This window comes from Bifidobacterium sp. SO4, from assembly GCF_018555355.1.
GTDB lineage: Bacteria > Actinomycetota > Actinomycetes > Actinomycetales > Bifidobacteriaceae > Bifidobacterium > Bifidobacterium miconisargentati.
Genome location: NZ_JAFEJP010000001.1, coordinates 335,610 through 358,205 on the forward strand (window position 1 = coordinate 335,610; position 22,596 = coordinate 358,205).

Here is a 22,596-nt window from a genome sequence, read left to right on the forward strand (position 1 = left end):
CTCTGTTAAACCAAGATTGACATGAATTCATGTCTGACTACCCCTCAGTCGGCTTCGCCGACAGCTCCCCTGACAAGGGGAGCCGAGAATTAAAGGACCATGTCAATCTTGGTTTAACAGAGCCTAGATTTTTCCGCAGGCATTCGCCTGCATTGCTACTCTCCCCCAGTCAGCTTTGCTGACAGCCCCCTCGACAGAGGGGGCCAAGGACCTATACGAAAAAGGCCTGTGGAATTTGGGTTCCACAGGCCTGGGTGAGAGGGAAAAGGGGAAGGTTAGAAGACCTCGACCTTTTCGATGTAGAGCTGGTTTTGGGGCATGCTATCGACCGGGACCCAGAGGATGAGGTCCTGGGTGTTGACCGTCTTGGTGAACTTGATCTCGGTGGTGCCGCCCTCGGCGAAGGTGAACTCGGCCACCTGCTCGCCCTGGGTCGGGTCGCCGGTGGTGTTCGCGCGGATGTAGCCCTTGCCGCCGGAGGTACGGATGGTCACCGTCATGCGGTACACGTCATGCGCCTGATCGAGATGCATGTAGTACGCATAGCCGGACTGGCCGCCCGGATTGGACAGGAAGTTCGCGCTGGAGATGGTGTACGCGGTGTTGTTCACATGCTTCGGCGTGGGAACGGCCTTCGAATCCTTGTCTTCGTTCGTGGTCTTCTTGGTCGTCGTGCTCTTCTTCTTGGTGCTGTCGGAGCTAGACGATGAGGAGGAATCGGACGAGGAGTTGCTATCGGTGCTCTCGCCCTTCGTGGCGCTGGCGCCGGTGCCGTCACCGAACGGAACCTGGCTTTCGTCGAACTCGGGCCACTCGCCCTCGCTCACGGACTTGCCGGTGGTGTCGGACGGGTTGCCGGAGCTGTTGCGGAAGGCGGCCACGGCCCAGACCGTAGCGGCGATCACCACGAGCACGGCAGCCACGATGGCCACGACCTTGGTGCTGAACTTGCCGAACAGATGCGCGTTCGGCAGCTCATCGCCCTCCGTGCGCTTCGGTGGATCCTTGGGTTCGAAGCTCGGCGGAATCGCGGCGATTTCCGCGATGCGGGCCTGCTCCTCCTCCAACGCGCGCAGGGACTCCTCACCGGGGGCCACCGCGCGGCCGGCTGCATCATACACCGGAATGCGGCTTGTGGTCTCGCCGGGCGCCTGCTCGGGGTTGAGCGAACCGGTAGGAATCGGCACGGTCAGTCGGGAATTGCCCACGGCCGTGGTAGGGGCGGGATTGAAGCTGTTGTACCAGTCGCCGGTGTCCTCGCCGGACAGGTTCTCGTTCTGCCAGGCGTCGGAGAAGTTGAAGTCGAACAGGCGGCGGCCGTCGTTCGCGTCGCCTTCGCCGGCGGCGTCACCGTTCTTCTGCGCCGGGTTCGGCGGCAGGGCGATGGCGGGGGTGCTGGTGGCGATGGACAGGGTCGGCAGCTGCTGGTTGCTCACCAGACCGTCCGGAATGGGGTTGATGTCCGGTTCGGCCACCGGGCACAGCGGTGCGGTGGCGATGGAGCATTCACCGCTCACGTTCGGCAGGGCGATATCCTCCGCACCCAGCTCGGTCAGCGGCTTCCAGTCGCCCAGCAGCGCCTCGAGCTCCACCAGGGAAGCCATCGGCAGGGTCGGATCGTCGGCCTCGATAAGGTTCAGGCCGCGCTTGAGGATCACGCGGAATTCACCCGGAGCGTCCTGCGGCAGTTGGTTCAGGTCGAAGTGCGGTTCGGTCTCGCTCGGCGTGCGCGTGAGCAGCGAGTACAGCAGTGCGGAAAGCTGACGGATGGCCAGTTGCTCGGCGCTTTCCAGCGGCGTGGTGAGTCCCAGCGTATCGGCCAGCATCGGGGTGAACGGACCGTCCGCGATCTCCACGCCGGTGGTGGTCACGCGCACGGTGTCGGTGGTGATCGCCACGTTGATGGGCGTGCCGGACAGCATCGGGCGGATGCCCTGCAGCGTCTCGCCGATGATAGAACGCATGGCGTCGTGGCTGAGCACGTTGCCCGCGCCGGTCAGGTAATCGGTGACGGACAGGCCGTTGTCCAGCGGCATCACGGCCAGCAGTACGCCGGACTGCAGGCGGTACTTGAGCACCGGCGTATGACGTTCCGGCTTGGTGGCCACGATACGGCCGGCGATGGTGTCGATGGCGGTGAGCACCTGGCTGTTGGAGACGAGGAACAGCTGGCAGTCCTTGGCCAGCACGCGGTCGTTCGCCTTCCATGCCTCGATGCCGGGTTCCTCGCGCAACGAGGACACCAGCGTGTATCGATTGAGAATGGTATCTCCCAGATGCGGTTTCATAAGCTCGTCCGGCTCCGTATGGTTGTTGGTGATGTTCTTCGAAAGTGTCTTTGACATTCTATCCGTCGGGATGGCCCGGCGAATGGTTCCCGAGGATGATGTGGACGGGATAAGCGCGGGGATTGACTCGGCCGGCCGGGCGGGGGAGACGCCCTGTGCGGAGCGGTCCGCGGCATCGTCTGAGACACCGTCTGCAATATCGTCCGGTTCGCTCTCGTTGCTGGGGTTCCGCGGGTCCTCTGCGGGGGAAGCGACGGCTTGGTTTGCCCCGGCATCCTGCGGCTGCGGTTGCGCGGACTGAGCGGACTGCTGTGCCTGTGCCTGCGACTGTACATCCTGCGACTGCGCGTTCTGCTGTCCGCGGCGTCGGCCCAGTCCGAGCCGTGCCCCGACCATCCGCGCCGCACCGGTCAGTTCCGGCGTGCGCAGCATCCACAGCACACCTACGTACACCACCGCCAGCACGATGGTGAGCACCACGCAGATGCCGAGCGCGGCGAACCATCCCATATGGCCGCCGGTCGGCTGGATGCTCACGCCGAACAGCGCGGTGATCGGCTTCTTGATGAGCCAGGTGACCAGTCCGCCGGCCACTGCGGCGAGCGTGGCCTTGCCGTACGTGAGCATGATGGCCCGGCCGCCGAGACTGCCGTCGAACCGCTTGCGCAGCATGATGATCGTGGGTGGCATCGCAAGGAACGCCGCGAGGGTGACGGAGCAGGCGATGCCGGTGACCCAGTGCTCGGGTGGCAGGATCAGCGTGCCGACGACGATGAACACCGTGACCATGCCGTACTGGATCAGGGCGGTCAGGAACGGATGCCAGCCGTCCTCGAAGGCGTAGAACGTGCGCTGGATGAGCAGGAACGCCGAGCCCAGCGGGATGCCGACGGACAGTGCCATCAGCGCATAGGAGATGAGCATGGTCTCGTCCATCGAGACCGAGGGCAGCAGCGCGCGGATGATCGGTTCGGGGAACACGATCATCGCGGCCGCGAAGAACATGATGAGCAGTCCCACGTTGTTCAGCGCGCTGCCCAGGTCGTGCCGGGCCTCGTCGAGATCATGCGCGGCCACGGACCGGGAGATCTTCGGGAACATCGCCGTGGACACGGATACGGCGATCAGCGAATACGGCAGCACGAACAGCGTGTAGGCGTTCTGATAGGTGGCGTTGCCGGCGATGTCGAACAGGCTCGCGCCGGTCAGTTCATGCGCGCGCTGCGGGGCCAGCGTGGCCACACGGGTCAGGACGATGCCGGTGATCTCGCTGGTGATCACCACGCCGAGCGAGCCCAGCGCCACCGGGCCCATGGCCTTGAGGCCGAAGCCGGTCAGGCCGAAACTCGGCCGGTATTTGAAGCCGATGCGCGCCAGCGGCAGGAACAAGATCAGCGCCTGGAACGCCACGCCCAGCGTCCAGGTGCCGGCGGTCAGCGCGATCTTGTCCGCCGTCCAGAAGTCGAGCGGCTGCTCGTTGGCCTTGCCGAACAGCAGGATGAACGCCGTGAAGCCGGCGCAGCTGATCACGTTCGCACCCGTGGAGCTCCACGCATAGGTGACGAAATGGTCTCGTGCGGCCAGGATCTGCCCCAACACCGTATACAGGCCGTAGAAGAACACCTGCGGCATGCACCACAGCGTGAACGCGGTGGTCAGCGCCATCATCTGATGGTCGTTGCTGCCCACGTACAGTCGGGCAAGCAGGGGAGCGGCGGCGGCCATGATCACGGTCATCGCCAGCAGCAGGCCGATGGCCAGCGTGATGAGTCGGTTCAGACGCTCCTGGGCGTCCTTCTCCTTCATCGTGCGCACGATCTGCGGCACCAGCACGGCGTTGAAGATGCCGCCCGAGACCAGCGTGAACACGGATTGCGGAATCATCGATCCCGCCTGATAGGCGTTGGCCGCAAGTCCGGTGGTGCCGATCGCGGCGGCCAGGAGAATCGTACGGAGCTGACCGGTCACGCGGGAGGCCGCGGTTCCGGACGCCATGATCAGGGAATTACGGCCAACGGTCGAACTCATTCGTCGGGATCCTTCTTACGGTTGAACTGACGCCACAGACCCACGATGCCCAGCAGCACCGCGAAGCCGATGATGATGAAGCCGCTCATGTCGCTGATGCGCATCACGCTGGTGATGGCGGTGTTCTGCACGTTGCCGAACGCCTGGCCGTTACGATCCGCCAGCGAGACATGGGCGACGGTGGAGCCGGAAGTGGAGACTCGGATGGTGAACGAGACCTGGGCCTCGCCGTTCGCCGGAATCTCGATGTCCGTGGTGCGCGAGGTCACGATCTGCATGGAATCGGTGATCGAATTGACCTTGACGCTCACCGCATACGGCAGTTTGTTGCTCACGGTCACCGGCATCTTCGCGGATTCGCTGAACACCGACACGGATTCCGAAGGCGTGATGGAGACCTTGCCGAGCAGGGTATCCGCCAACGCGCGGGTGGCGACGGTCATGCGCTGGCCGGTGTCCGTCTGCTGCGAACCGGACAGCGCGCGCAGGGCCATGCTGTCATGCGCGGCGAGCAGCGAGGCCACCCATGAGGTCGGGTCGCCGTTGCTGGCGGCCGTGGCCGCGGCGTCCTGCCGGGCCAGCGCCTGCGGGTCGAGCGCGCTGATATCCACCGAGGAGACGTCGTCGGAATCCACGCTGTGCTTGAGCACGGCACCGGCCAGACGCATGATGTCCTGGCGGCTGCCGGCCAGCTGCTTCAACGCCGTGCGGGCTGCGGACACCTGGGACTTGCCCGAATCGTCGAGATTCACCGTGTCGCTCACACTGTACGGCTCGGCCTTGGCCATGGTTTCCAGATCCGTGAGATTGAGCCAGGAGGCCTGTTCGAGGGCACCCATCACCTGATCGATCCAGACCGCGGAGCTATCGCGGGAGAAGGTCATGAGCAGGTTGCGGGACGTGTAGGGCTGCTCCATCTGGTAGAACGCGCTCTGGGCGAGCAGGCGTGCGAGACGGCCGGCGTCGCTGGCCTCGCCGTTCGCGTCCTTGCTGGTGGGCTGGCCCTGGGCCAGTTTGCCGAGTTCCGCCTGCTCCTTGAGCACGGTCACGTCGCCGGCGTCCGTGTTCACCACGTAGGTGCCGGTGTGCACGGTGTCCGACTGTTCACTGTCGAACGAGGCGTCCGCGATCACCGTGGAGTACCCCTGTTCGCTGGCCTTGGTCAGGGCATCCAGCGACCAGCCGGCATTGCCCTGCCAGGCATACGTGCTGGTCTTGGCGGCGGACTGCGTGTCCTCGCCCTCCTCGTCGGCGTACAGCGTCTGCGACTGGTCCGCGCTCCACTGGTCGTCCGTGACGCCGGCCTTGGCGTACGACTTGCCGCTGTCCAGCGCGGAGTACGTGGTGATGTCGAAATCGGCGGGCTGCATCACGCCGGCCACGTCCGGGTCGATATCCGAGGCCTTGAGATACACCGGATCGGCCACCACCTGCAGTTTGCGATGGCGGTTCAGTGCCTGGGCCAGTGCCTGGGCGGCCGTCTCGTCCTGTTCGGACAGGGTGATGAGCTGGCTGCTGGTGCTCGTGTCTTTCTCGTCTTTGTTCTCGCCCTTGCCGTTGGTGATGGTGCCGGGCTTGCCGCTGCTGGTGGCCGTTCCTTGCTTGGCATCGCCGGTGCCGGTATTGTCCGTGACGAGATTGTTGACGGCGGTGGCGTTGACCTGCCAGTTATCCGAGGTCAGCGGCATGGCCACCGTCAAACCCATGGCCGGCGTCTGCGCGGTGTTGAGCCCGTCCGGCGAGCGGGTCAGAAAACTAGTCAGGTTGACCAATATTTGGTCGTTGACGATGTATGACAGAAGGAGCGGCTTCGGTCCCCATGTCTCGATGACCTGCAGGGCGGGCCGGTCCGATGCCACGTCCAGGTTCACCGTCACGGTGCCGCCGGCCGGGATCGCCGGCACCGTGACGTGCCCGATCTCGTTCGGCGTGGGGATCGGCGCGGTGCCTTCCGCCCAGGACTGGATGTCCGCGCGGGAGATGAAGGTGAGCAGCGCATTGGTGCTGACCTCCAGCGTGCCGGACACCGTGGGCTTGTCGCTGTTGTTGGCCACCATCACCTTGAGATGGAAGCCGGACGTATCGGTGACCACGGCGGTGCTCTGCTCGATGGTCAGGGATTGCTTGGAACGGTCGCCACTGTCGGCATCGGCACCGTCTCCATTACTGGTGTCGCTGGTATCGCCGGCATCGGCGGTCGCGCTGGACCCGTTCTGATCGTCCGTTCCCTCCGCCCAGGCAGACACGGGGGAAAGCGGGGCCACCACCAGCGCCACCAGGGTCAGCATCGTGATCAGCACGCGCGCGAGGAGCCCGTGACGGCGGAATACTGCGGGTAGATTCACTCGTTTGCCTGCCTGTTCTTCTTCCTGGCGTACAACCATGCGATTTTCCGTTCGTTCGGGTAGCTCAGCACGTCGTCCAAATCGTCGAACCGCACCCAGATGGCGTCCTCCGCCTCATGGTCCGGATCGCCCTCCACGGTCAGTTCGCCGCCGGTCTGCCGCAGGGCGAAATGATGCACCAGTTTGTGCACGCGCTGCGTGGTGCCGGTGAACCAGTAATCGATGGTGGCGATGGAGTCGATGACCTCGCCCAGGATGCCGGTCTCCTCGTGCACCTCGCGCACGGCGGTCTGCTGCGGGGTCTCACCCTTTTCGATATGGCCCTTGGGCAGGCACCATTCGAGATGTCCGGACCGGGAGTGACGGGCGATGATGGCCACACGGTTCTGGTCGTCGAAGATCAGTCCGCCGGCCGAATACTCGCGCACCACCGGCAGTTCCTGGGCATCCAGGGACGCGAACGTGGTGGGGCCGTCGGAGGTGCGGCGCTGCGGCATCATGGCTGGTGTGGGGCCGCTGGGGACCGAAGGCTGGGGCGGAGCGGGGACTGCGGGCCTCGTGTCTTGCGAGGAGCCGGCCAATCGTGCGGCCGCTGCCGCAGCGGCGATGCGTGCCGCCGGATTGGTGCCTTTGCGATTGCCTCTGCGGCCGCCGTTCTGCCCGTTGCTATGGCCGTTCTGTCCGGGGTGAGAACCGCGCGCGTTCTGCCCGCGGCGGCCGAACACGCTGGCCGGAGTGGGGCCGCTGGGCTCGGCCTGTTCCGCTGCCGCGGTGGCCTGCGATTCAGGCAATTCCGGTGATTCGGGCGGCACCGGCAGTCCCGCGGCGGCAATCGGGTTCTCGACGGAATCGGACACGACCGCGGCCGAACCGGCGGCATGCGGGGCCACGATGGCCTCGGCGCCGGCCTCCGCCACGATGCCGTCGGACTGTCCGGCGATGGTGCCGTTGTCGGTGGCGATGGTCACCATCGCGCGCATGCCGAACACGGTCGCCGGCGTGGGCATCACCGGGGCCTGAGGGCGTGGTGACGCCGCTGCGGGGGAGCTGTCCACGAATGAATCGGAAGATGACCGCGATGCGGACGGCCTGTCGTTTCGGGCGTCCGAGCGGGCGGCGGAAACAGGAGCCGCGGCCGCCCGAGCATCGGCGTCATCCGATTCGGCGCTGGGCGATTGCGCGGCGGAAGCCGGAGTGCCATCGTGTGCATCGGCGGCGGAATCGGCGGAATGACGCGGAGTTTCGGACGTATACAGCAGCTGGTCTTGGGTACGGTTGTCCGCCGAATCTGGTGTTTGCCGCAGCATGCGGGCAAGGTCGGCGGGCGTAATCATATTCTCCACCATACTCAACCCCGTGTGCAGGTGGGGTAACGGTATGCTGGTAGGGCAGAAAAAACGTGATATGCGGGAGAGTGCCCATTGGATTTCGAAGTGTGGCCCGAAGCCATCGAACTTGGTCGAATGTTCGCCGAGCAAGGCTATGAGCTGGCGTTGGTCGGCGGACCGGTCAGGGACCTGCTGCTGCACCGGCCCAGCCACGACCTCGACTTCTGCTCGTCCGCCCGGCCCGAACAGTTCGAGCCGATCCTGCGCCGCTGGGGGCACGACGGCTTCTGGGACATGGGCCGCAAGTTCGGCACGTTGGGCGCCATGCGCCGCCGCCCGGACGGCACCGAAGTCAAGGTGGAGGTGACCACCTACCGTTCGGATACCTATGATCCCGACTCCCGTAAGCCGGAGGTCAACTACGGTGACACGCTTGAAGGCGACCTCTCCCGTCGTGATTTCACGGTGAACGCGATGGCGCTGCGCGTGCCGGAACTGGAGTTCGTGGATCCGTTCGGCGGTGCGAGCGACCTCGCCAAGGGCGTGCTGCGTACGCCGGTGGATCCGCGCCAGTCTTTCGATGACGATCCGCTGCGTATGATGCGCGCCGTGCGGTTCGTGGCCCAGCTTGGTTTCCATATCGCGCCGGATGCGGCCGAGGCCATCACCTCCATGCGCGACCGCATCGAGATCGTCTCCGCCGAGCGCGTGCGCGACGAACTGACCAAGCTGCTGCTGTCCGACCGGCCGCGCGCCGGCCTTGAGGCGCTGGTGGAGTCGGGCCTCGCAGACATCGTCTTCCCCGAGATTCCGGCCCTGCAGCTGCAGATCGATGAGCACCACCGTCATAAGGACGTGTTCGAGCACACGATGATCGTGCTGGAACGTGCGATCGCGCTGGAAACCGGCCCGGACGGCCCGGTGCCGGCCCCCGACCTGACGCTGCGTCTGGCGGCCGTGATGCACGACATCGGCAAGCCGAAGACCCGCCGGTTCGAGCCGGGCGGCAAGGTGAGCTTCCACCATCACGACGCGGTGGGCGCCAAGATGACCCGCAAGCGTCTGAAGGCGCTGCGCTTCGACCACCACATCGTGGAGGACGTGTCCGAACTGGTGAACATGCACCTGCGCTTCCACGGATATGTGGACGAACCGTGGACCGACTCGGCCGTGCGCCGCTACGTCAAGGACTCCGGCCACCTGTACGAACGCCTCAACCGCCTCACCCGCGCGGACGCCACCACGCAGAACAAGCGCAAGGCGCAGATCTTCTCCGACGCGATGGATGAGATGGAGGAGCGCGTGCGCGCGTTGAAGGAGAAGGAGGACTTCGACGCGATCCGCCCGGATGTGGACGGCAACGAGATCATGGAGCTGCTGGGTCTGGAGCCCGGCCCCATGGTGGGCAAGGCCTACAAGCACATGCTCGACTACCGTCTCGATAACGGTCCGGTGGAGCACGACGTCGCCGTGGCCGAACTGAAGCGCTGGTACGCCGAGGTGACGGAATAAAAAAAGGAATCGGCCTTTGGCCGATAGAGTATTCCGCAAGCTTATGCTTGCGGTTCTTCTCTCCCTTCGTCATCGCTTCGCGATGCCACCTCCCTCGTCAGAGGGAGGCAAGGCGTATACGTGTAGGTTCTCGGCCCCCTCTGACGAGGGGGGCTCCCGGCGAAGCCGGGTGGGGGAGAGAAGAGAAGTGGTCATAAGACCGCGGAATACTCTATCGGCCAAAGGCCGATTCCATTACTTACTGCTGTTGCGTCTGCTGGGCCGTGTAGGCGGTGTGGTCGGTGTCGGCCGGCAGGTTGGTCATCTTGTCGGCGGCCTTGCAGCCTTCGATGCTGGTGATTTCCTTGCCTTCCTGCGGTGAGGCGTCCGTATCCTGCAGGTCGGTGAAGGTGGCGCCGAGCACCACGTCGATGAGCTGGTCCTCACGGGCCGTCATGATCATCGTGGCATCGGTGAAGTTGCCGGCCAGCGTGTACGCCTCGTTCACGGCGTTCTTGCCGAAGTAGATGGTGGTGCGTTCCACGTCCGTCTTGGCCACCATCACCTTGCCTTTCTTGACCTGGTAGTTGCCGATGAACTGCACGCTGAAGCCGCGCTTGGTCAGCGCGTTGCCCACGGCCGAGGCGAACCCGAGATGACCGGTGCCGTTGAGCACCTGAATGCCCACGGAGCCGTTGGCCACGTACTTGGCCTTGCCGTCCTTGCCCTTGACCGCGCAGGGGGCCGCGTTGCCGTAGTTCGGCTCGGTGGTGGGCGTCACGTACGCGCCCAGTCCGAACACATGGAAGTTGAACAGCAGCGAGACGACCATGATGACCGCCAGCGCCGCGCCGGTGATGGAGAATACGACGGTCTGACGGTGGCGTACATACGCCTTGCGAGCCTCACGTTCGTCTACCTGTTGCGTCATCGTTCGACTTCCTTCTGGGTCCTATGGCTTGTTGCTACCTTAGCGTCACTGGCTGACGCGCACGAGCGGTTTGGCGGGTGCCTTGGCGCGGATGATGCGGTCCACCAGACCGTCCGCACGCCAGGCGTCGATCACGCGCTGCGCGGCCGTGTCATTGGGCACGAACGCCACCACCGACGGGCCCGATCCGGACACGAACGCATGCCGTGCGCCCGCCTGCGCCGCGGCATCGACCGCCCGGCCGCTGCGTGGATGCAGATTGATCGCGGCGGCCTGGAGATGATTCCGGTCGCCCTCGCCGGCGCCCACCGCGTCGAACGTGCGGTACACCTCGGGCGTGCTCAGCTGCGACTGATAGGCACCCACCAGCACGTCCCCGGCAAAGCCTTGGGCCGCAAGCTCGCGTCCCCGCGGACTGTCCGGCGTGATGTCCTCGATGCGTTCGCCGTATCCGGTGCCGTGCGCGAATCCGCCGGCCACGCAGAACGGCATATCCGCGCCCAACGTGGCGGCGATCGCACGCAACCGGTCGACGGGCCAATCGAGATCCCACAGTCGGTTGACGGCCAGCAGCGTGGCCGCGGCGTCCGCCGAACCGCCGCCGAGACCGGCACCCACGGGGATGCGCTTGGTGATGGTCAACGCCACATCCGGATCCCGTCCGGCGGCCTCGGCCATGGCGAACAGGGCCAGGACCGCGTGATTGCGGCGCATATCACTGCTGGATGCGGCCAGATCGCCCAGATGCGTGCCTTCGATGTCCAGTGAGAATCCCGCTCCCGGATACTTGGCGGTGGCGGTCACCGTGTCGTACACGCCCACCGCGCAGTACACGGTGTCCAGGGCATGCCTGCCGCCCCACTCGTCATGCGTGGGCCCCACTTCAAGCGTGAGGTTTGTCTTGGCTGGGCAATCGACGCTCACCGTCATCGCGCCGGCCGGCGTCTGCGCCAGTTCGTCCTTGGTGAGATGCTGTGCCGCGCGATGCTGCGTCGCACGCGGACGGGTCAGTACCGGGCTCATCATGCCGCCCCGCCCTGCGTCGCCTGGGATCGGCCGTTGTACTGGTCCAGCGCCTTGGCCAAGGCGGCGAACTCGTCGATGGTCAGGGTCTCGCCACGCCGCGTGGCGTCGATGCCGGCGGCCTCGAACACCTCGGCGGGCACCATATGCTTCAATGCGGCGTGCAGCGTCTTGCGGCGCTGGCCGAACGCGGCGTCGATGAGCTGGAACGTCAGCTCGCGCGGGGCCGCGTCCGGGCCGAAGCCGGGGGCCGCCGCATCATCGGAGGCGTAGCGCGTGAACTTCACCAGCGCGGAATCCACGTTCGGAGCAGGCCAGAACACGTTGCGGCCGATCGTGCCCACGCGCTCGGCGGTGCCGTACCAGGCGAGCTTCACGCTCGGCGTGCCGTAGATCTTGGAGCCGGGCTTGGCGGACAGGCGGTCGGCCACCTCCTTCTGCACCATCACCAGGAACGAGCCGAGGTTATCGAACCGCTCCAGCAGGGTGAGCAGAATCGGCGTGGCCACGTTGTACGGCAGGTTGGCCACCAGCGTGAACGATTGATCATCGTTGAAATCCGGCACGTTCTCGGGCGTCACGGTCAGGGCGTCCCGGTTGACCACGGCCAGACGGCCGGAAGCCTCGGGCATGAACTCGGCCACGGTGTCCGGCAGGCGTTCGGCCAGCGGCGGGTCGATCTCCACCGCGGTCATCGAAGCGCCGGTCTCCAGGATCGCCAGGGTCAGCGAGCCGAGGCCCGGTCCCACCTCCATGACGTGATCATTGGCGGTCACGCCCGCCTCGCGGACGATGCGACGGACCGTGCCCGGGTCGATCACGAAGTTCTGCCCGAACTTCTTGGTGGGGCTCACGCCGGCCTCGGCCGCGATGCGGCGGATGTCGGCCGCGCCCAACAGGTGCCCGGCCGGCTGGTTGCCGGCGTCCTGTCCGGTCTGCGCGGTGGTGGTTTCGTTGTTCATACGCTGTCCCTTGTGCCTTGGTGGTTGCCGTGGTGTTCCGGCGATGCTGTGTTGTGGTTGCGCCCGATGCGATTGGTCGTCGCCGTTTCGGTTATCGTCCGGCGGTCAGTACCAGCCGACGTCTTCGGAATGCTGCCAGGCCACCGACGGGCTGCCGTACCGCTCGGCGATGTACGCCAGTCCCCAGTCGATCTGCACGGCGGCGTCGTCACGGTAGTTGGCGCCGAACGTGGCCATCTTGTCGGCCGGCAGGGCCTGCGGGATGCCGTACGCGCCGGAGGAGGCGTTCTCGGCGTACCACAGCCAGCTTGACTCGCGCGTCCACAGCTTGACCAGGCAATCCCATTCGTTGCCGGTCCAACCGCGCTGGGCCGCCGCTCCGGCCGCATAGGCCTGGGCCTGCGCCGGGGTCGGATGCCAGAGTCGGCCGGAGGAGGAGCCGTTGTCCGGGGAAGGCGTGGGCGTCGGATCGGGGGTGGTGTTGCCTCCGCTGTTGCCCGAATCGTCGTCGGCGCTGCCGTTGTTGTCGGAACCGGAATCATTGCTGGTGCCGCCATTGTTGGCGTTACCGTTGTTATCGGTGCCGTTGTTGTCCGTATTGCTACCGGAATTGTCTCCGGTGCCGTCGCCTCCGCCGGTGTTGCCGTTTCCGTTGCCGGAGCCGTTTCCGTTGTTGGCGTTGCCTCCGTTGTTGGTGGAGCCGTTGCCCTCGCTGCCGGAACCGGAATCGCCGGACGTCGAGTCGTTTGCGGAACCGTTCGCGGACGAACTGCCGCTGCCGTTGGTCGTGCTGGAATCGTTCTTGTTGACGGTGGTGGACGGGCCCACGGCGATGATCTGGTCGACGGCCATCTTGGTCACGGTTTCGGACTTCAGCGTCTCCGATTCGGCCTCGCCGTCCACGTACGTGACGTCGTACACCTGCGTCTTCTCGCCGTTGACGCCCTGCTGGCGTACTTCCGTCTGTCCGGCGGCCAGCGAATTATCCACGATCGTGCGGGTGGAGAACGGAATCGTCACGGTGCGCGTCTCCTCGCCATGGGTCACGCGGCGCACGCGCAGGATGGTCTTGTCACCGTCCTTCTCGACGCTGACGCGATCCTCCTTGCCCAGCACGATGCCCTTGGAATCGAGGATGGATGCGGCCGGGAGCTTGCCGTTCGGGGCCACCGAGCTTTTGCCGTCCGCGATGACGGTGACCGGGCCCTTCCTGTTGATCACCAGTCCGCCGGTGAGCTGGTTGTATACGTTGTCGATGTCCACCGTGATCTTCGTGGCGTTGGTCTCGTTCTCCTCGAAGAAGCCCAGCAGCTGTTCGGCGCTGGTGGCCACGGTCCAGAACGGCACGGAGACGCCGTCGATGTTGATGGTGGTCTGGTAGGCGGAACGCACGGTGATCACGGCATGATCGGCGAGTGTATTGCCCGAGGAGGTCTGCACGATGTCGTGGGTTTTGACGTCGATGCCCTGCTCCTGCAACAGACGGGTGGCGGTCATGGCGTAGGTGGTGACCTGCGTGGTCTCGCCGTTGACGTTCAAGGCCACGGATTTGCGGGCGGTGAAGGCGAACGTGCCGCCCATGGCCAGACTGAGCGATAGAACGCTGGCGATCACGCGGATGCGACGCAGTGCAACAAACCGCTGCGGGGTCCAACGCCGTGCCATGGTTCCCTTTCCGTTGTACGAAGACTTACGCCCACCATCGTAATGGTTGCCCCGGCCGCGCCGCCCGTTGCGCTCCTCACCGTCACCATTCCTGCCCGGTTGCGCAGAAAAAGAAGAAAGGGGGCGGGAGAGAAGGGGATGTTCCCGCCCCCTTGAAGGCGCGGAGCTGGTTGGGGGACGCTCCGCCCTTAAGTCCAGGAAGCCCATAGTTGGGGGAAGGCTCCTGGATTACTTACCCAAGGCAAGAATTCAGTGCGCCGGAAAAACCGCGCATATCCATGATACGCTTTTTTCGGGTATGTAAAATCTGAGGTTGGAATTGGGTGGGCGTCTAGCCGGTAGTCATGCGCCAACGAAAAGCGTGTTTGGTAAATCTGTGGTTGAAAAGTCTGAGTCCTTTTGTAAAATCTGTGGTTGACAGAAAGGGTCAGATATGCCGGAGCAAAGAAGCGCGTTCGATTACGTCAGTGAGATTTGGAGCATCGCCGAATATGTGCGCGACGTGATCCGCCCAGCCGACTACAACAAGCTCGTCCTTCCCTTCGCGCTGCTGCGGAGACTGGAATGTGCCTTGGAGCCGACCCGCGACGCGGTGTGCAAGGCCGTGGAGAAGTACGAGCCGACATTGGGGCGTGAGAACGAGATCTACTGCACGTTCTCGGGCAAGTCCTTCTATAACGTGACCAGCTTCCGGCTCAACGATCTGGGAATCGATCGCACCCTTGACGCGCTCATGGAATACGTCGACGGGTTCAGCCCTAACGCGAGGGACATCCTGACCAAGTTCAAGATCCGGGAGACGTGCCAAGATCTTCAGAACGAGGGCATGCTGCACGAGGTGTGCATGCGTTTCGCGGGCTTCGATCTGAGTCCGGAAGCCGTTCCCGACCGCATGATGAGCGACATCTACGAACATCTGATCCAACGGTATGGCGAGGAGATCGCGCAGGGGGCCGAAGACTTCATGACGCCCCGCGACGTGGTCAGGCTTGCCGTCAGCCTCATCTTCGCCAACGAGGACGAATTCCTCAATTCCGACAACGGCAGCATGCGAAGTTTGTACGACGGCACCTGCGGAACCTGCGGGTTCATCAGCGACGCGCTCGACGTGCTGGAGGAATGGAAGACCCGGTCGAACGCGAAGGCCCCGGCCACGATCATCCCCTACGGTCAGGAGTCGGAGGGCGTGACTTGGGCTGTGGGCAAGACGAATCTGCTGCTGCGCAATGTCGGCAACGCGGGGCAGGACAAGTTCGACTCCATGCGCGACCTGTCCGAGCACATCATGCACGGGGACACCCTCTCCGACGACAAATTCGAGGGCGAGACGTTCAACTATCAGCTGACCAATCCTCCCTACGGCAAGGAATGGAAGAAAGAGAAAAAAGCGGTGCTTGAGGAGGCCAAGCTTGGCTTCAAGGGCCGTTTCGGAGCTGGGCTGCCTGCCATCAGCGACGGCAGCATGCTGTTCATCCAGAACGTGGCCGCCAAGCTCGCCCCCATCGAGCAGGGCGGAGGCAAGGCTGCGATCGTGCTTTCCGGCAGCCCCCTGTTCAACGGCGACGCCGGCTCCGGGCCGTCGAACATTCGCCGGTGGCTGTTCGAGAAGGACTACATCGACTGCATCGTGAAACTGCCCACCGAGATCTTCTTCCGCACTGGCATCAGCACATACATCTGGATACTGTCGAACAAGAAACCCGAAGGACGCCGGGGCATGATCCAGCTCATAGACGCGTCGGACAAACGCGTCCCCTTGAAAAGGAATCTGGGAAACAAACGGTACGAGATCAGCGACGAGCAAATCGACTGGATCACCCGCACCTATATCGACGGGCATGACCACGGCAACAGCGTCATCGTGCCCGCCAGCGAATTCATGTACCGCCAAGTCACCACGCGGCGTCCCCTGCTCATGTACATCACCATCGACAAGTCGAGGACCGATGACCTGTTCGAGTCCTCCAAGCCCATGAAGAACCTGTCGGAGGCCAACAAGCAGGCGATCAGGAACTACTTCGCCGAGCACGCTGGCGAGACTTGGACTTACGAATGGTCGCACACCGCGTGCAAGGAGCTCGGCAAGCTCATGGACAAGCCGAAACCCACGAGAGACCAGCTCCAGAAGGCCATCGTCAGAGTGTTCGGCGTCCGGGATCCCGAAGCCGACGCCGCCCGAACGCCGGAAGGCGACACGGTCTACGACCCCGAGGCCAGCGACAAGGAAAACATCCCCTACGGCATGGACTTCGACGAATACATGGTCACGGAGGTGCTTCCCTACGCGCCGGACGCCGTCATCGACTACAAGGTCAGGGACGACCACGGGCCGCTACAGGACGGACAGACCGGCGTGGTCGGCACCAACATCAGCTTCAACCGATACTTCTACAAGTACGAACAGCCACGCGACCCACAGGACATCGCAGCGGAAATCCTCAACCTCGAAGACGGCATCGAAGACTTCATGAAAGAATTCCTCAAATGAGAACCCGGAACGAAATCAACAACACCGAATGGTTCGGCCATATGCCCGACGGTTGGGAAATGAAGCCTTTGAAGAGTTTGTTTTCCATTGGAAAAGGAATCACGGTTACAAAGGCCGATTTGATTGAACACGGTGTGCCAGTTGTTAATTACGGACAAGTTCATTCAAAGCTCAACGATGGATTCTCTATCCATAGAGAGCTAATCCGATATGTCTCACCAGACATAATTCCAGATAATACTATTCCAATTAGCAAAGGTGGTTTCATCTTTGCAAGTACATCTGAAGACCTCAAAGGTTGCGGAAATTGCATCTATCTAGATAGCAATATTGAAGTGTATGCAGGAGGTGATACGACGCAGCTGATTCCGCTACAGACTTTCGATAACAAGTATTTTGCATATTTGTTTTCGACTGATAATTGGAGATCTCAGATTCGCCGAAATCTTGTTGATGTTAAAGTATTTCACGTCAATCCCAGAGATTTGAAAGAAACTTATGTGGTAGTGCCGCCTCGCGATGTTCAGCGTTCGATTGTTGCTTTCTTGGATTCGCGGTGTAAGCCGATCAATGAGGCCATCGCCCGCCATCGGATGATCATCGACAAGCTGGAGGACTATCGGAAGGCCGTCATTTCGCACACAGTCGCCGGAGATTCAAACGGTTTGGATAATACCCGTTGGACATGGAAGAGATTCAAGTTCATCGCACACGTAGATTCCAACTTAGTCGAACCGGATAACTATCAGCATTGGTTGCATATTTCTCCAGAATCAATAAGCAAGGGAAATGGAAGGCTGCTGCGTACCAGCACCGTCTACGAAGATGGCGTCACTAGCTGCAATCATCTATTCCATAAAGGCGCGATTCTTTATTCGAAAGTAAGACCGAGACTAAATAAGGTGATAATAGCCCCGGATGATGGATTATGTAGTGCCGACATGTATCCAATCTCAACCAGTCAATTTCCTGAGTGGCTTAAATATTATATGCTTTCAGATCAGTTCGTCGAACAAGCAGGGCTGGTATCAGACATACGAATCAAGATGCCGAAGATTAACCAGCAGGAACTGGGGAATTTAAAAGTTTTCGTTCCGCCTCGTCAAGACCAATTGGAAATCATCTCCCAACTTGATTACAAGTGTGCTGCGATTGATGAGGGTGTTGATCGTCAGGAACAGGTGATTGCGAGGCTTGAGGAGTATCGCAGGAGTCTGATTTTCCATGCGGTGACTGGTCGTATTGATTGTATGGGAGGTGCGTGATGAGCGTGAACGACAGTCTGCACAGGGAGGATGCGTTCGAACGGTACTTGTCGCGTTCTATCGCGGGGCTGGAGGGTGAGAACGGCTGGAGGGTGAGCCCGGACGATACGGGGTTCGACCCGCAAACGGCGTTGTACATGCCGGACTTCATCGAGTTCCAGGAACGGGTCGCGCCGGAGAAGCTGGAGAAGATGCGTGCGTCCATGGGCGGGAACTGGGAGAACAACCTGCGCATGCAGCTGGTTTCCGCCTTGCGGGACGACGGCACGATAGACGTGATTCGCCACGGATTCAAAATGGCGGGCTATCAGACGATCATGGGTTCGGCCCCGTATCCGGCGGACAAGCGCATCAGGAACGCGCAAGTCGACTACGAGGCGAACATCCTGCGGGTGATGCATCAGGTGCATTACCAGACGCAAGGCAACAAATCGCTGGATCTGGTGTTCTTCATCAACGGCATCCCGGTGGCGACCGCGGAGGTCAAGACCGAGCTGACCCAGACGGTGCAGGACGCCATCGAGGAGTACCAGACCGAACGCAAGCCCATCGAACCGGGCACGAACCGGCGCAACTGGCTGCTGATGTACAAGAGCGGTGCGGTGGTGCATTTCGCGATCAGCGAGGACGAGGTGTGGATGTGCACCAATCTGGAGGCGGACGTGCCCCGGTTCCTGCCATTCAACAAGGGCACCGCGGACGGGCACGCCGGCAATCCCCCCGCCGAGGACGGCGGCTATCGGACCTCGTACTTCTGGAAGGAAATCTGCCAGAGGGACAACTGGCTGCACATCTTCCAGAACTTCGTGTTCGAGGAGACCAGCCGCAAGGAGGACGCGACCGGCCGCATGCGCACGCGCTGCACGCAGATCTTCCCCCGCTACCATCAGTGGGACGCCGTGACCAAGATGATCGCCGACGTGCGCGCCAACGGGGCCGGGCAAAGGTATCTGATTGAGCATTCCGCGGGGTCGGGCAAGACCGAGACGATCACGTGGACCGCGCACGAGCTCGCCGACGTCAGGCAGGACAACGGAGAACGACTGTTCTCCAGCGTGGTGGTCGTGACCGACCGTCTGAGCCTTGACACGAACATCAAGAAGACTATAGGCCAGCTGAGGAACGCCCCCGGTTACGTCATGGACATCGGCACCGACTCCGAGGGACGTCGGACGTCCGACGCGGCGAAGAGCCGGCAGCTGGCCAAGGCGTTGGGCGACCGCAGGGAGATCATCGTGGTCACCTTGCAGACGTTCCTGTACGCATGGCCCATGATCGCCGCAGACCCCCGTCTGACGGGCCGGGACTTCGCCGTCATCATCGACGAGGCCCACTCCTCACAGGAAGGCAGCAGCGCCGCGGCGCTGAAGAGCGCGTTCAACGCGGCGGCGGACAAGCTCAACCTTCCCGAGGCGCGGCCCCTGCCCTCCGAGACCGGCGAGGAGGGAGACCTGACCGACGAGGACGTGATTTCCGAGTACTTCACCCGCATGCAGGCTGGCAACGTGATGCCGCGGAACGTGTCGTTCTTCGCGTTCACCGCGACCCCGAAGGCCGAGACCATGACCCTGTTCGGCCGTCCCGGAGACAAGCTCGACAAGAAGGGCAGGAGCATCCCGGAATCGTTCCACAAGTACCCGATGCGGCAAGCCATCGAGGAAGGGTACATCATCGACCCGCTGTCCGGGTACATGCCCTATTCGACCGCGTTCAGGCTCGCCGAGGAGTACGCGCCCGACAAACTCGTCGACGAGAACGCCGCGCGCCGCGTCATCGCGAAGTGGAAGGCGTTGCATCCGACGAACGTGATGGAGAAGACCGCGCTGATCATCGAGCATTTCGTCAGGAACGTGGCTCCGTTGCTCGACGGTCAGGCCAAGGCCATGATTATCACGCCGTCGCGCCCGGCCGTGGTCCGTTACAAGTATGCGTTCGACGCGTACCTGCGGGCCCATCCCGAACTGGACCGCAGCAGGATCGAGCCTCACCTGCAATTCAAGGTTCCCGGAGAGCCGCTGGTGGCGTTCTCCGACAAGGTCAAGGGCTCCCAGTGCGTGGTCCCGGAGGACGAATACCTCAGGGACAACCCGTTCGCGGCGATCAACCCGGACTACGACTACACCGAGTCGAACATGAACAACCTCGGCTACGAGACCATCGAGAACGCGTTCGACACCCCGCAGTACAGGCTCATGATCGTGGCGAACAAGTTCCAGACCGGATTCGACCAGCCCAAGCTCTGCGCCTTGTACATCGACAAGCCCATCGCCAACGACATCGAGATCGTGCAGACCTATTCGCGCGTCAACCGGATCTACCCCGGCAAGGACCAAGTGTTCATCCTCGATTTTGTGAACAAGGCCGACACCGTGGTCAACGCGTTCCGCAAATACGACACCGGCGCGGCCATGAGCGAGGCGCAGGATCCGAACATGGTGTACGAGATCAAGAAGCGGCTCGATAAGACGGGAATCTACACGCAGGAGGACTTCTCTCAGTACCGCGACGCCCAGTACCGGGCCATAGCGCAGCTTTCCACGGGAGAGGAACGGGACTCGTACCGCAAGCGCCTCTACAAGGCCGTGAGCCTTCCCGCGGAACGCTGGAGCAGCGAATACAAGGCTCACACCACCGCATACGCGACATGGGCCGACACCCTCGAACACGCCAAAGCCGACGGCGACAAGGAGACCATCCGATACGCCCAGCAGCGCATGGACGAGGAACAGGAGGCCCGCGACGGTCTCGTCACGTTCCGCAAACTCCTGAAACGCTACTGCTCCGCCTACATGTTCATCAGCCAGATCGTCGATCTGGGAGAACCGGATCTGGAAGTGTTCCACGGGTTCGCGAAACTGCTCTATCACCGGATCAGCAACACCAGCGTCGACGAGATCGACATCAAGGGCCTCGTGCTCTCCGACTACAGGATCAACAGGCTGCGTCGCGCCGACGACCAGCAGGACCGCGAGCTCAAACCCATGGGGGCCGGCCTCGGGCGTTCGACCGCTCCCAAGCAGCAGAGTCTGAAGAGGATCGTCGAAAAGCTCAACGAGACATGGGGCACCGACGTGAACGTGATCTCCGCCGCGAGGGCCGTGAACTTCATCTCCGACTATGTGGCGGGCGACAACATCACCCAGACCAGAATCACGAATTCCAACAACTCGAAGGAGTCCATACTCAACGACGGAAGACTGAAGAGCATCGTCAAGGCGGGCCTCGTGAACCTCGTGAGCAACGAGCTGGGAGACCTCGCCGCGAAGGTCATGAACGACCCGCAGGCCATCGACTCCCTCGCCGATCAGGCCTATGACCAGCTACGTTCCGGAAAACGCTACGACATCCCGAAACTTCAGGAGTATATGAAGCGGATGGAGCGCGATCATGACAGCCAATGATTCCGGTTCCATCGTCAAGGACCTGTTCGGCATCGCGGACTGCGAGCTGACGGGCACCGAGGAGACGATCGACAAGGGCAAGCGGGTCAAGAACATACGGCTCGCGTACTGCGGTCCGGTGCCCGAGGCTTGCGGGGTTTGCGGCGGAAAGACGTACAGCCACGGCAGACGCGCGCTCAAAATCGCGGACACCCCCATGGGAGGCGTACCAACCCGCCTGATCATCGAGTTTCCCCGAAGGCGTTGCAGCCAGTGCAACGACATCTGGCAGCCCGACATCGACGGCGTGAACCAGAAACGCATGATGACCTCGCGCGCCTACGCGGACATTGCGCAACGTTCCCTGCGCACCACGTTCCGCGACGTGGCCGTCGACTACGCGTTGACCCATGTGACCGTCAAGAACGTGTTCGAGGAATACATCCGCGACTATGACGAGAAGCTGCGGTTCCGCACGCCCGCATTCCTCGGCATCGACGAGATCAAGATCAAGCGCATCGGAGAGGTCACCGTCATCACCGACCTCGAACACCGCACGCTCTACGACATGCTCAACGGCCGAAACCAAAGGACCCTCACAGAATACTTCATGAACATGCCCGACAGGGACAAGGTCATGTGGGTGTGCTCGGACATGTATCGGCCATTCGAGAAAAGCATCGCCACGGCCATGCCGAACGCACGCTGGGCCATCGACCACTTCCACGTCGTCATGAAGGCCAACGAAGCCGTCGACTCCGTGAGACGGTCCCTGCAAACGACCATGACCAAGAAGGACCGCATCAAAACCAAGCGCGGACTTGCCTACACGCTCAAAACCCGACGTCGCGACCTCACAGGCGAGGAGGCCGAGAAAATACGCCTGCTGCGCGGCGTCGACGAGCTCAAGCCCCTCGCCACGGCCTTCGACGTCAAGGAGGACTTCTTCGACATCTGGGACGAGAACCCCACATCGAAACGCAACGCCCAGAAAGCGTTCCAAACATGGGAGAACAACATTCCCGAAGGCGAATTGTTCGACTCGTTCAGAACCCTCGCCAAAACGGTACGCAACTTCTACACCCAGATCTTCCAATACTGGGACTGCCCCATAGCCATAAGCAACGGCTACACCGAATGCGCCAACAGACTCATACGCGAATCCAACATGAAAGGACGCGGATACTCCTTTGAAACGTTGCGGGGAAGAAGCCTGTACCGAAAGACCAACCTCCTCAACATCATCAACAGCGGCGGCATAAGCATCGGTCCCCGAATCCTCACCAAAGGCGCGCTGTTCACCACCGAAGCGGAAGACGAGAGCAACGAGGAAGACGAATGGGAGCCGTTCCCCGAACCTGAATACGAGGTGGACGAAACCACCGGCGAGATACTCAACTAA

General features: G+C 62.5%; 12 protein-coding genes. 5 read left to right on the top strand and 7 right to left on the bottom strand.

Features of this window, described 5'->3' with window-relative positions:
* Nucleotides 1–275: 275 nt before the first annotated feature.
* Genes JS536_RS11730 through JS536_RS11940 form a run of 3 tightly spaced genes read right to left on the bottom strand, consistent with a single transcriptional unit; the run spans nucleotide 276 to nucleotide 7,668 of the window.
* Nucleotides 276–4,316: a lipid II flippase MurJ gene (locus tag JS536_RS11730; protein WP_240544187.1), complete on the bottom strand. Its 4,041-nt coding sequence runs from the start codon at nucleotides 4,314–4,316 to the stop codon at nucleotides 276–278.
* The gene (locus tag JS536_RS01375) at nucleotides 4,313–6,700 is read right to left on the bottom strand and encodes a DUF6049 family protein (protein ID WP_214355482.1); all 2,388 of its coding nucleotides are present in this window, start codon (nucleotides 6,698–6,700) and stop codon (nucleotides 4,313–4,315) included. Before JS536_RS01375 ends, JS536_RS11730 begins: the two co-directional genes overlap by 4 nt.
* Nucleotides 6,658–7,668 (bottom strand): NUDIX hydrolase, encoded by a 1,011-nt coding sequence (locus JS536_RS11940; protein WP_276310821.1) that lies wholly within the window; start codon nucleotides 7,666–7,668, stop codon nucleotides 6,658–6,660. The genes JS536_RS01375 and JS536_RS11940 overlap by 43 nt, the downstream gene beginning before the upstream one ends.
* Nucleotides 7,669–8,082: 414 nt before the next feature.
* Here JS536_RS11940 and JS536_RS01385 point away from each other — a divergent pair, with 414 nt between their 5' ends.
* Complete coding sequence (locus JS536_RS01385) at nucleotides 8,083–9,501, top strand: CCA tRNA nucleotidyltransferase (protein ID WP_214355483.1); 1,419 nt, start codon at nucleotides 8,083–8,085, stop codon at nucleotides 9,499–9,501.
* Nucleotides 9,502–9,739: 238 nt separating this feature from the next.
* Here the strand turns inward: JS536_RS01385 and JS536_RS01390 are convergent, their stop codons facing one another.
* The 4 genes from JS536_RS01390 to JS536_RS01405 form a co-directional block, all read right to left on the bottom strand.
* Entirely contained in the window at nucleotides 9,740–10,411 is a 672-nt protein-coding gene (locus JS536_RS01390; protein ID WP_214355484.1) for a LytR C-terminal domain-containing protein, read from the bottom strand.
* Nucleotides 10,412–10,456: 45 nt separating this feature from the next.
* Nucleotides 10,457–11,434, bottom strand: a complete 978-nt coding sequence (locus JS536_RS01395) for a 4-(cytidine 5'-diphospho)-2-C-methyl-D-erythritol kinase (RefSeq protein ID WP_214355517.1) — start codon at nucleotides 11,432–11,434, stop codon at nucleotides 10,457–10,459.
* Complete coding sequence (gene rsmA, locus JS536_RS01400) at nucleotides 11,434–12,396, bottom strand: 16S rRNA (adenine(1518)-N(6)/adenine(1519)-N(6))-dimethyltransferase RsmA (protein WP_214355485.1); 963 nt, start codon at nucleotides 12,394–12,396, stop codon at nucleotides 11,434–11,436. Before rsmA ends, JS536_RS01395 begins: the two co-directional genes overlap by 1 nt.
* Before the next feature lie 105 nt (nucleotides 12,397–12,501).
* Complete coding sequence (locus JS536_RS01405; RefSeq protein WP_214355486.1) at nucleotides 12,502–14,061, bottom strand: G5 domain-containing protein; 1,560 nt, start codon at nucleotides 14,059–14,061, stop codon at nucleotides 12,502–12,504.
* 433 nt (nucleotides 14,062–14,494) lie between these two features.
* Here JS536_RS01405 and JS536_RS01410 point away from each other — a divergent pair, with 433 nt between their 5' ends.
* The 4 genes from JS536_RS01410 to JS536_RS01425 are packed head-to-tail and all read left to right on the top strand — an operon-like array spanning nucleotide 14,495 to nucleotide 22,596.
* Entirely contained in the window at nucleotides 14,495–16,549 is a 2,055-nt protein-coding gene (locus JS536_RS01410; protein ID WP_129236662.1) for a class I SAM-dependent DNA methyltransferase, read from the top strand.
* Nucleotides 16,546–17,814, top strand: coding sequence for a restriction endonuclease subunit S (locus JS536_RS01415; protein WP_164999697.1), 1,269 nt, complete (start codon nucleotides 16,546–16,548; stop codon nucleotides 17,812–17,814). Before JS536_RS01410 ends, JS536_RS01415 begins: the two co-directional genes overlap by 4 nt.
* Nucleotides 17,814–21,215: a type I restriction endonuclease gene (locus tag JS536_RS01420; protein WP_129236660.1), complete on the top strand. Its 3,402-nt coding sequence runs from the start codon at nucleotides 17,814–17,816 to the stop codon at nucleotides 21,213–21,215. Before JS536_RS01415 ends, JS536_RS01420 begins: the two co-directional genes overlap by 1 nt.
* On the top strand, nucleotides 21,202–22,596 hold the full coding sequence (locus JS536_RS01425; RefSeq protein ID WP_054321422.1) for an ISL3 family transposase: 1,395 nt from the start codon (nucleotides 21,202–21,204) through the stop codon (nucleotides 22,594–22,596). The genes JS536_RS01420 and JS536_RS01425 overlap by 14 nt, the downstream gene beginning before the upstream one ends.

What these genes read in the sequence shown, in the direction of transcription:
- JS536_RS11730 (WP_240544187.1), bottom strand. Translation starts at nt 4,316, where the DNA reads ATGAGTTCGACCGTTGGCCGTAATTCCCTGATCATGGCGTCCGGAACC.
- JS536_RS01375 (WP_214355482.1), bottom strand. Translation starts at nt 6,700, where the DNA reads ATGGTTGTACGCCAGGAAGAAGAACAGGCAGGCAAACGAGTGAATCTA.
- JS536_RS11940 (WP_276310821.1), bottom strand. Translation starts at nt 7,668, where the DNA reads ATGCCCACGCCGGCGACCGTGTTCGGCATGCGCGCGATGGTGACCATC.
- JS536_RS01390 (WP_214355484.1), bottom strand. Translation starts at nt 10,411, where the DNA reads ATGACGCAACAGGTAGACGAACGTGAGGCTCGCAAGGCGTATGTACGC.
- JS536_RS01395 (WP_214355517.1), bottom strand. Translation starts at nt 11,434, where the DNA reads ATGAGCCCGGTACTGACCCGTCCGCGTGCGACGCAGCATCGCGCGGCA.
- rsmA (WP_214355485.1), bottom strand. Translation starts at nt 12,396, where the DNA reads ATGAACAACGAAACCACCACCGCGCAGACCGGACAGGACGCCGGCAAC.
- JS536_RS01405 (WP_214355486.1), bottom strand. Translation starts at nt 14,061, where the DNA reads ATGGCACGGCGTTGGACCCCGCAGCGGTTTGTTGCACTGCGTCGCATC.
- JS536_RS01410 (WP_129236662.1), top strand. Translation starts at nt 14,495, where the DNA reads ATGCCGGAGCAAAGAAGCGCGTTCGATTACGTCAGTGAGATTTGGAGC.
- JS536_RS01415 (WP_164999697.1), top strand. Translation starts at nt 16,546, where the DNA reads ATGAGAACCCGGAACGAAATCAACAACACCGAATGGTTCGGCCATATG.
- JS536_RS01420 (WP_129236660.1), top strand. Translation starts at nt 17,814, where the DNA reads ATGAGCGTGAACGACAGTCTGCACAGGGAGGATGCGTTCGAACGGTAC.
- JS536_RS01425 (WP_054321422.1), top strand. Translation starts at nt 21,202, where the DNA reads ATGACAGCCAATGATTCCGGTTCCATCGTCAAGGACCTGTTCGGCATC.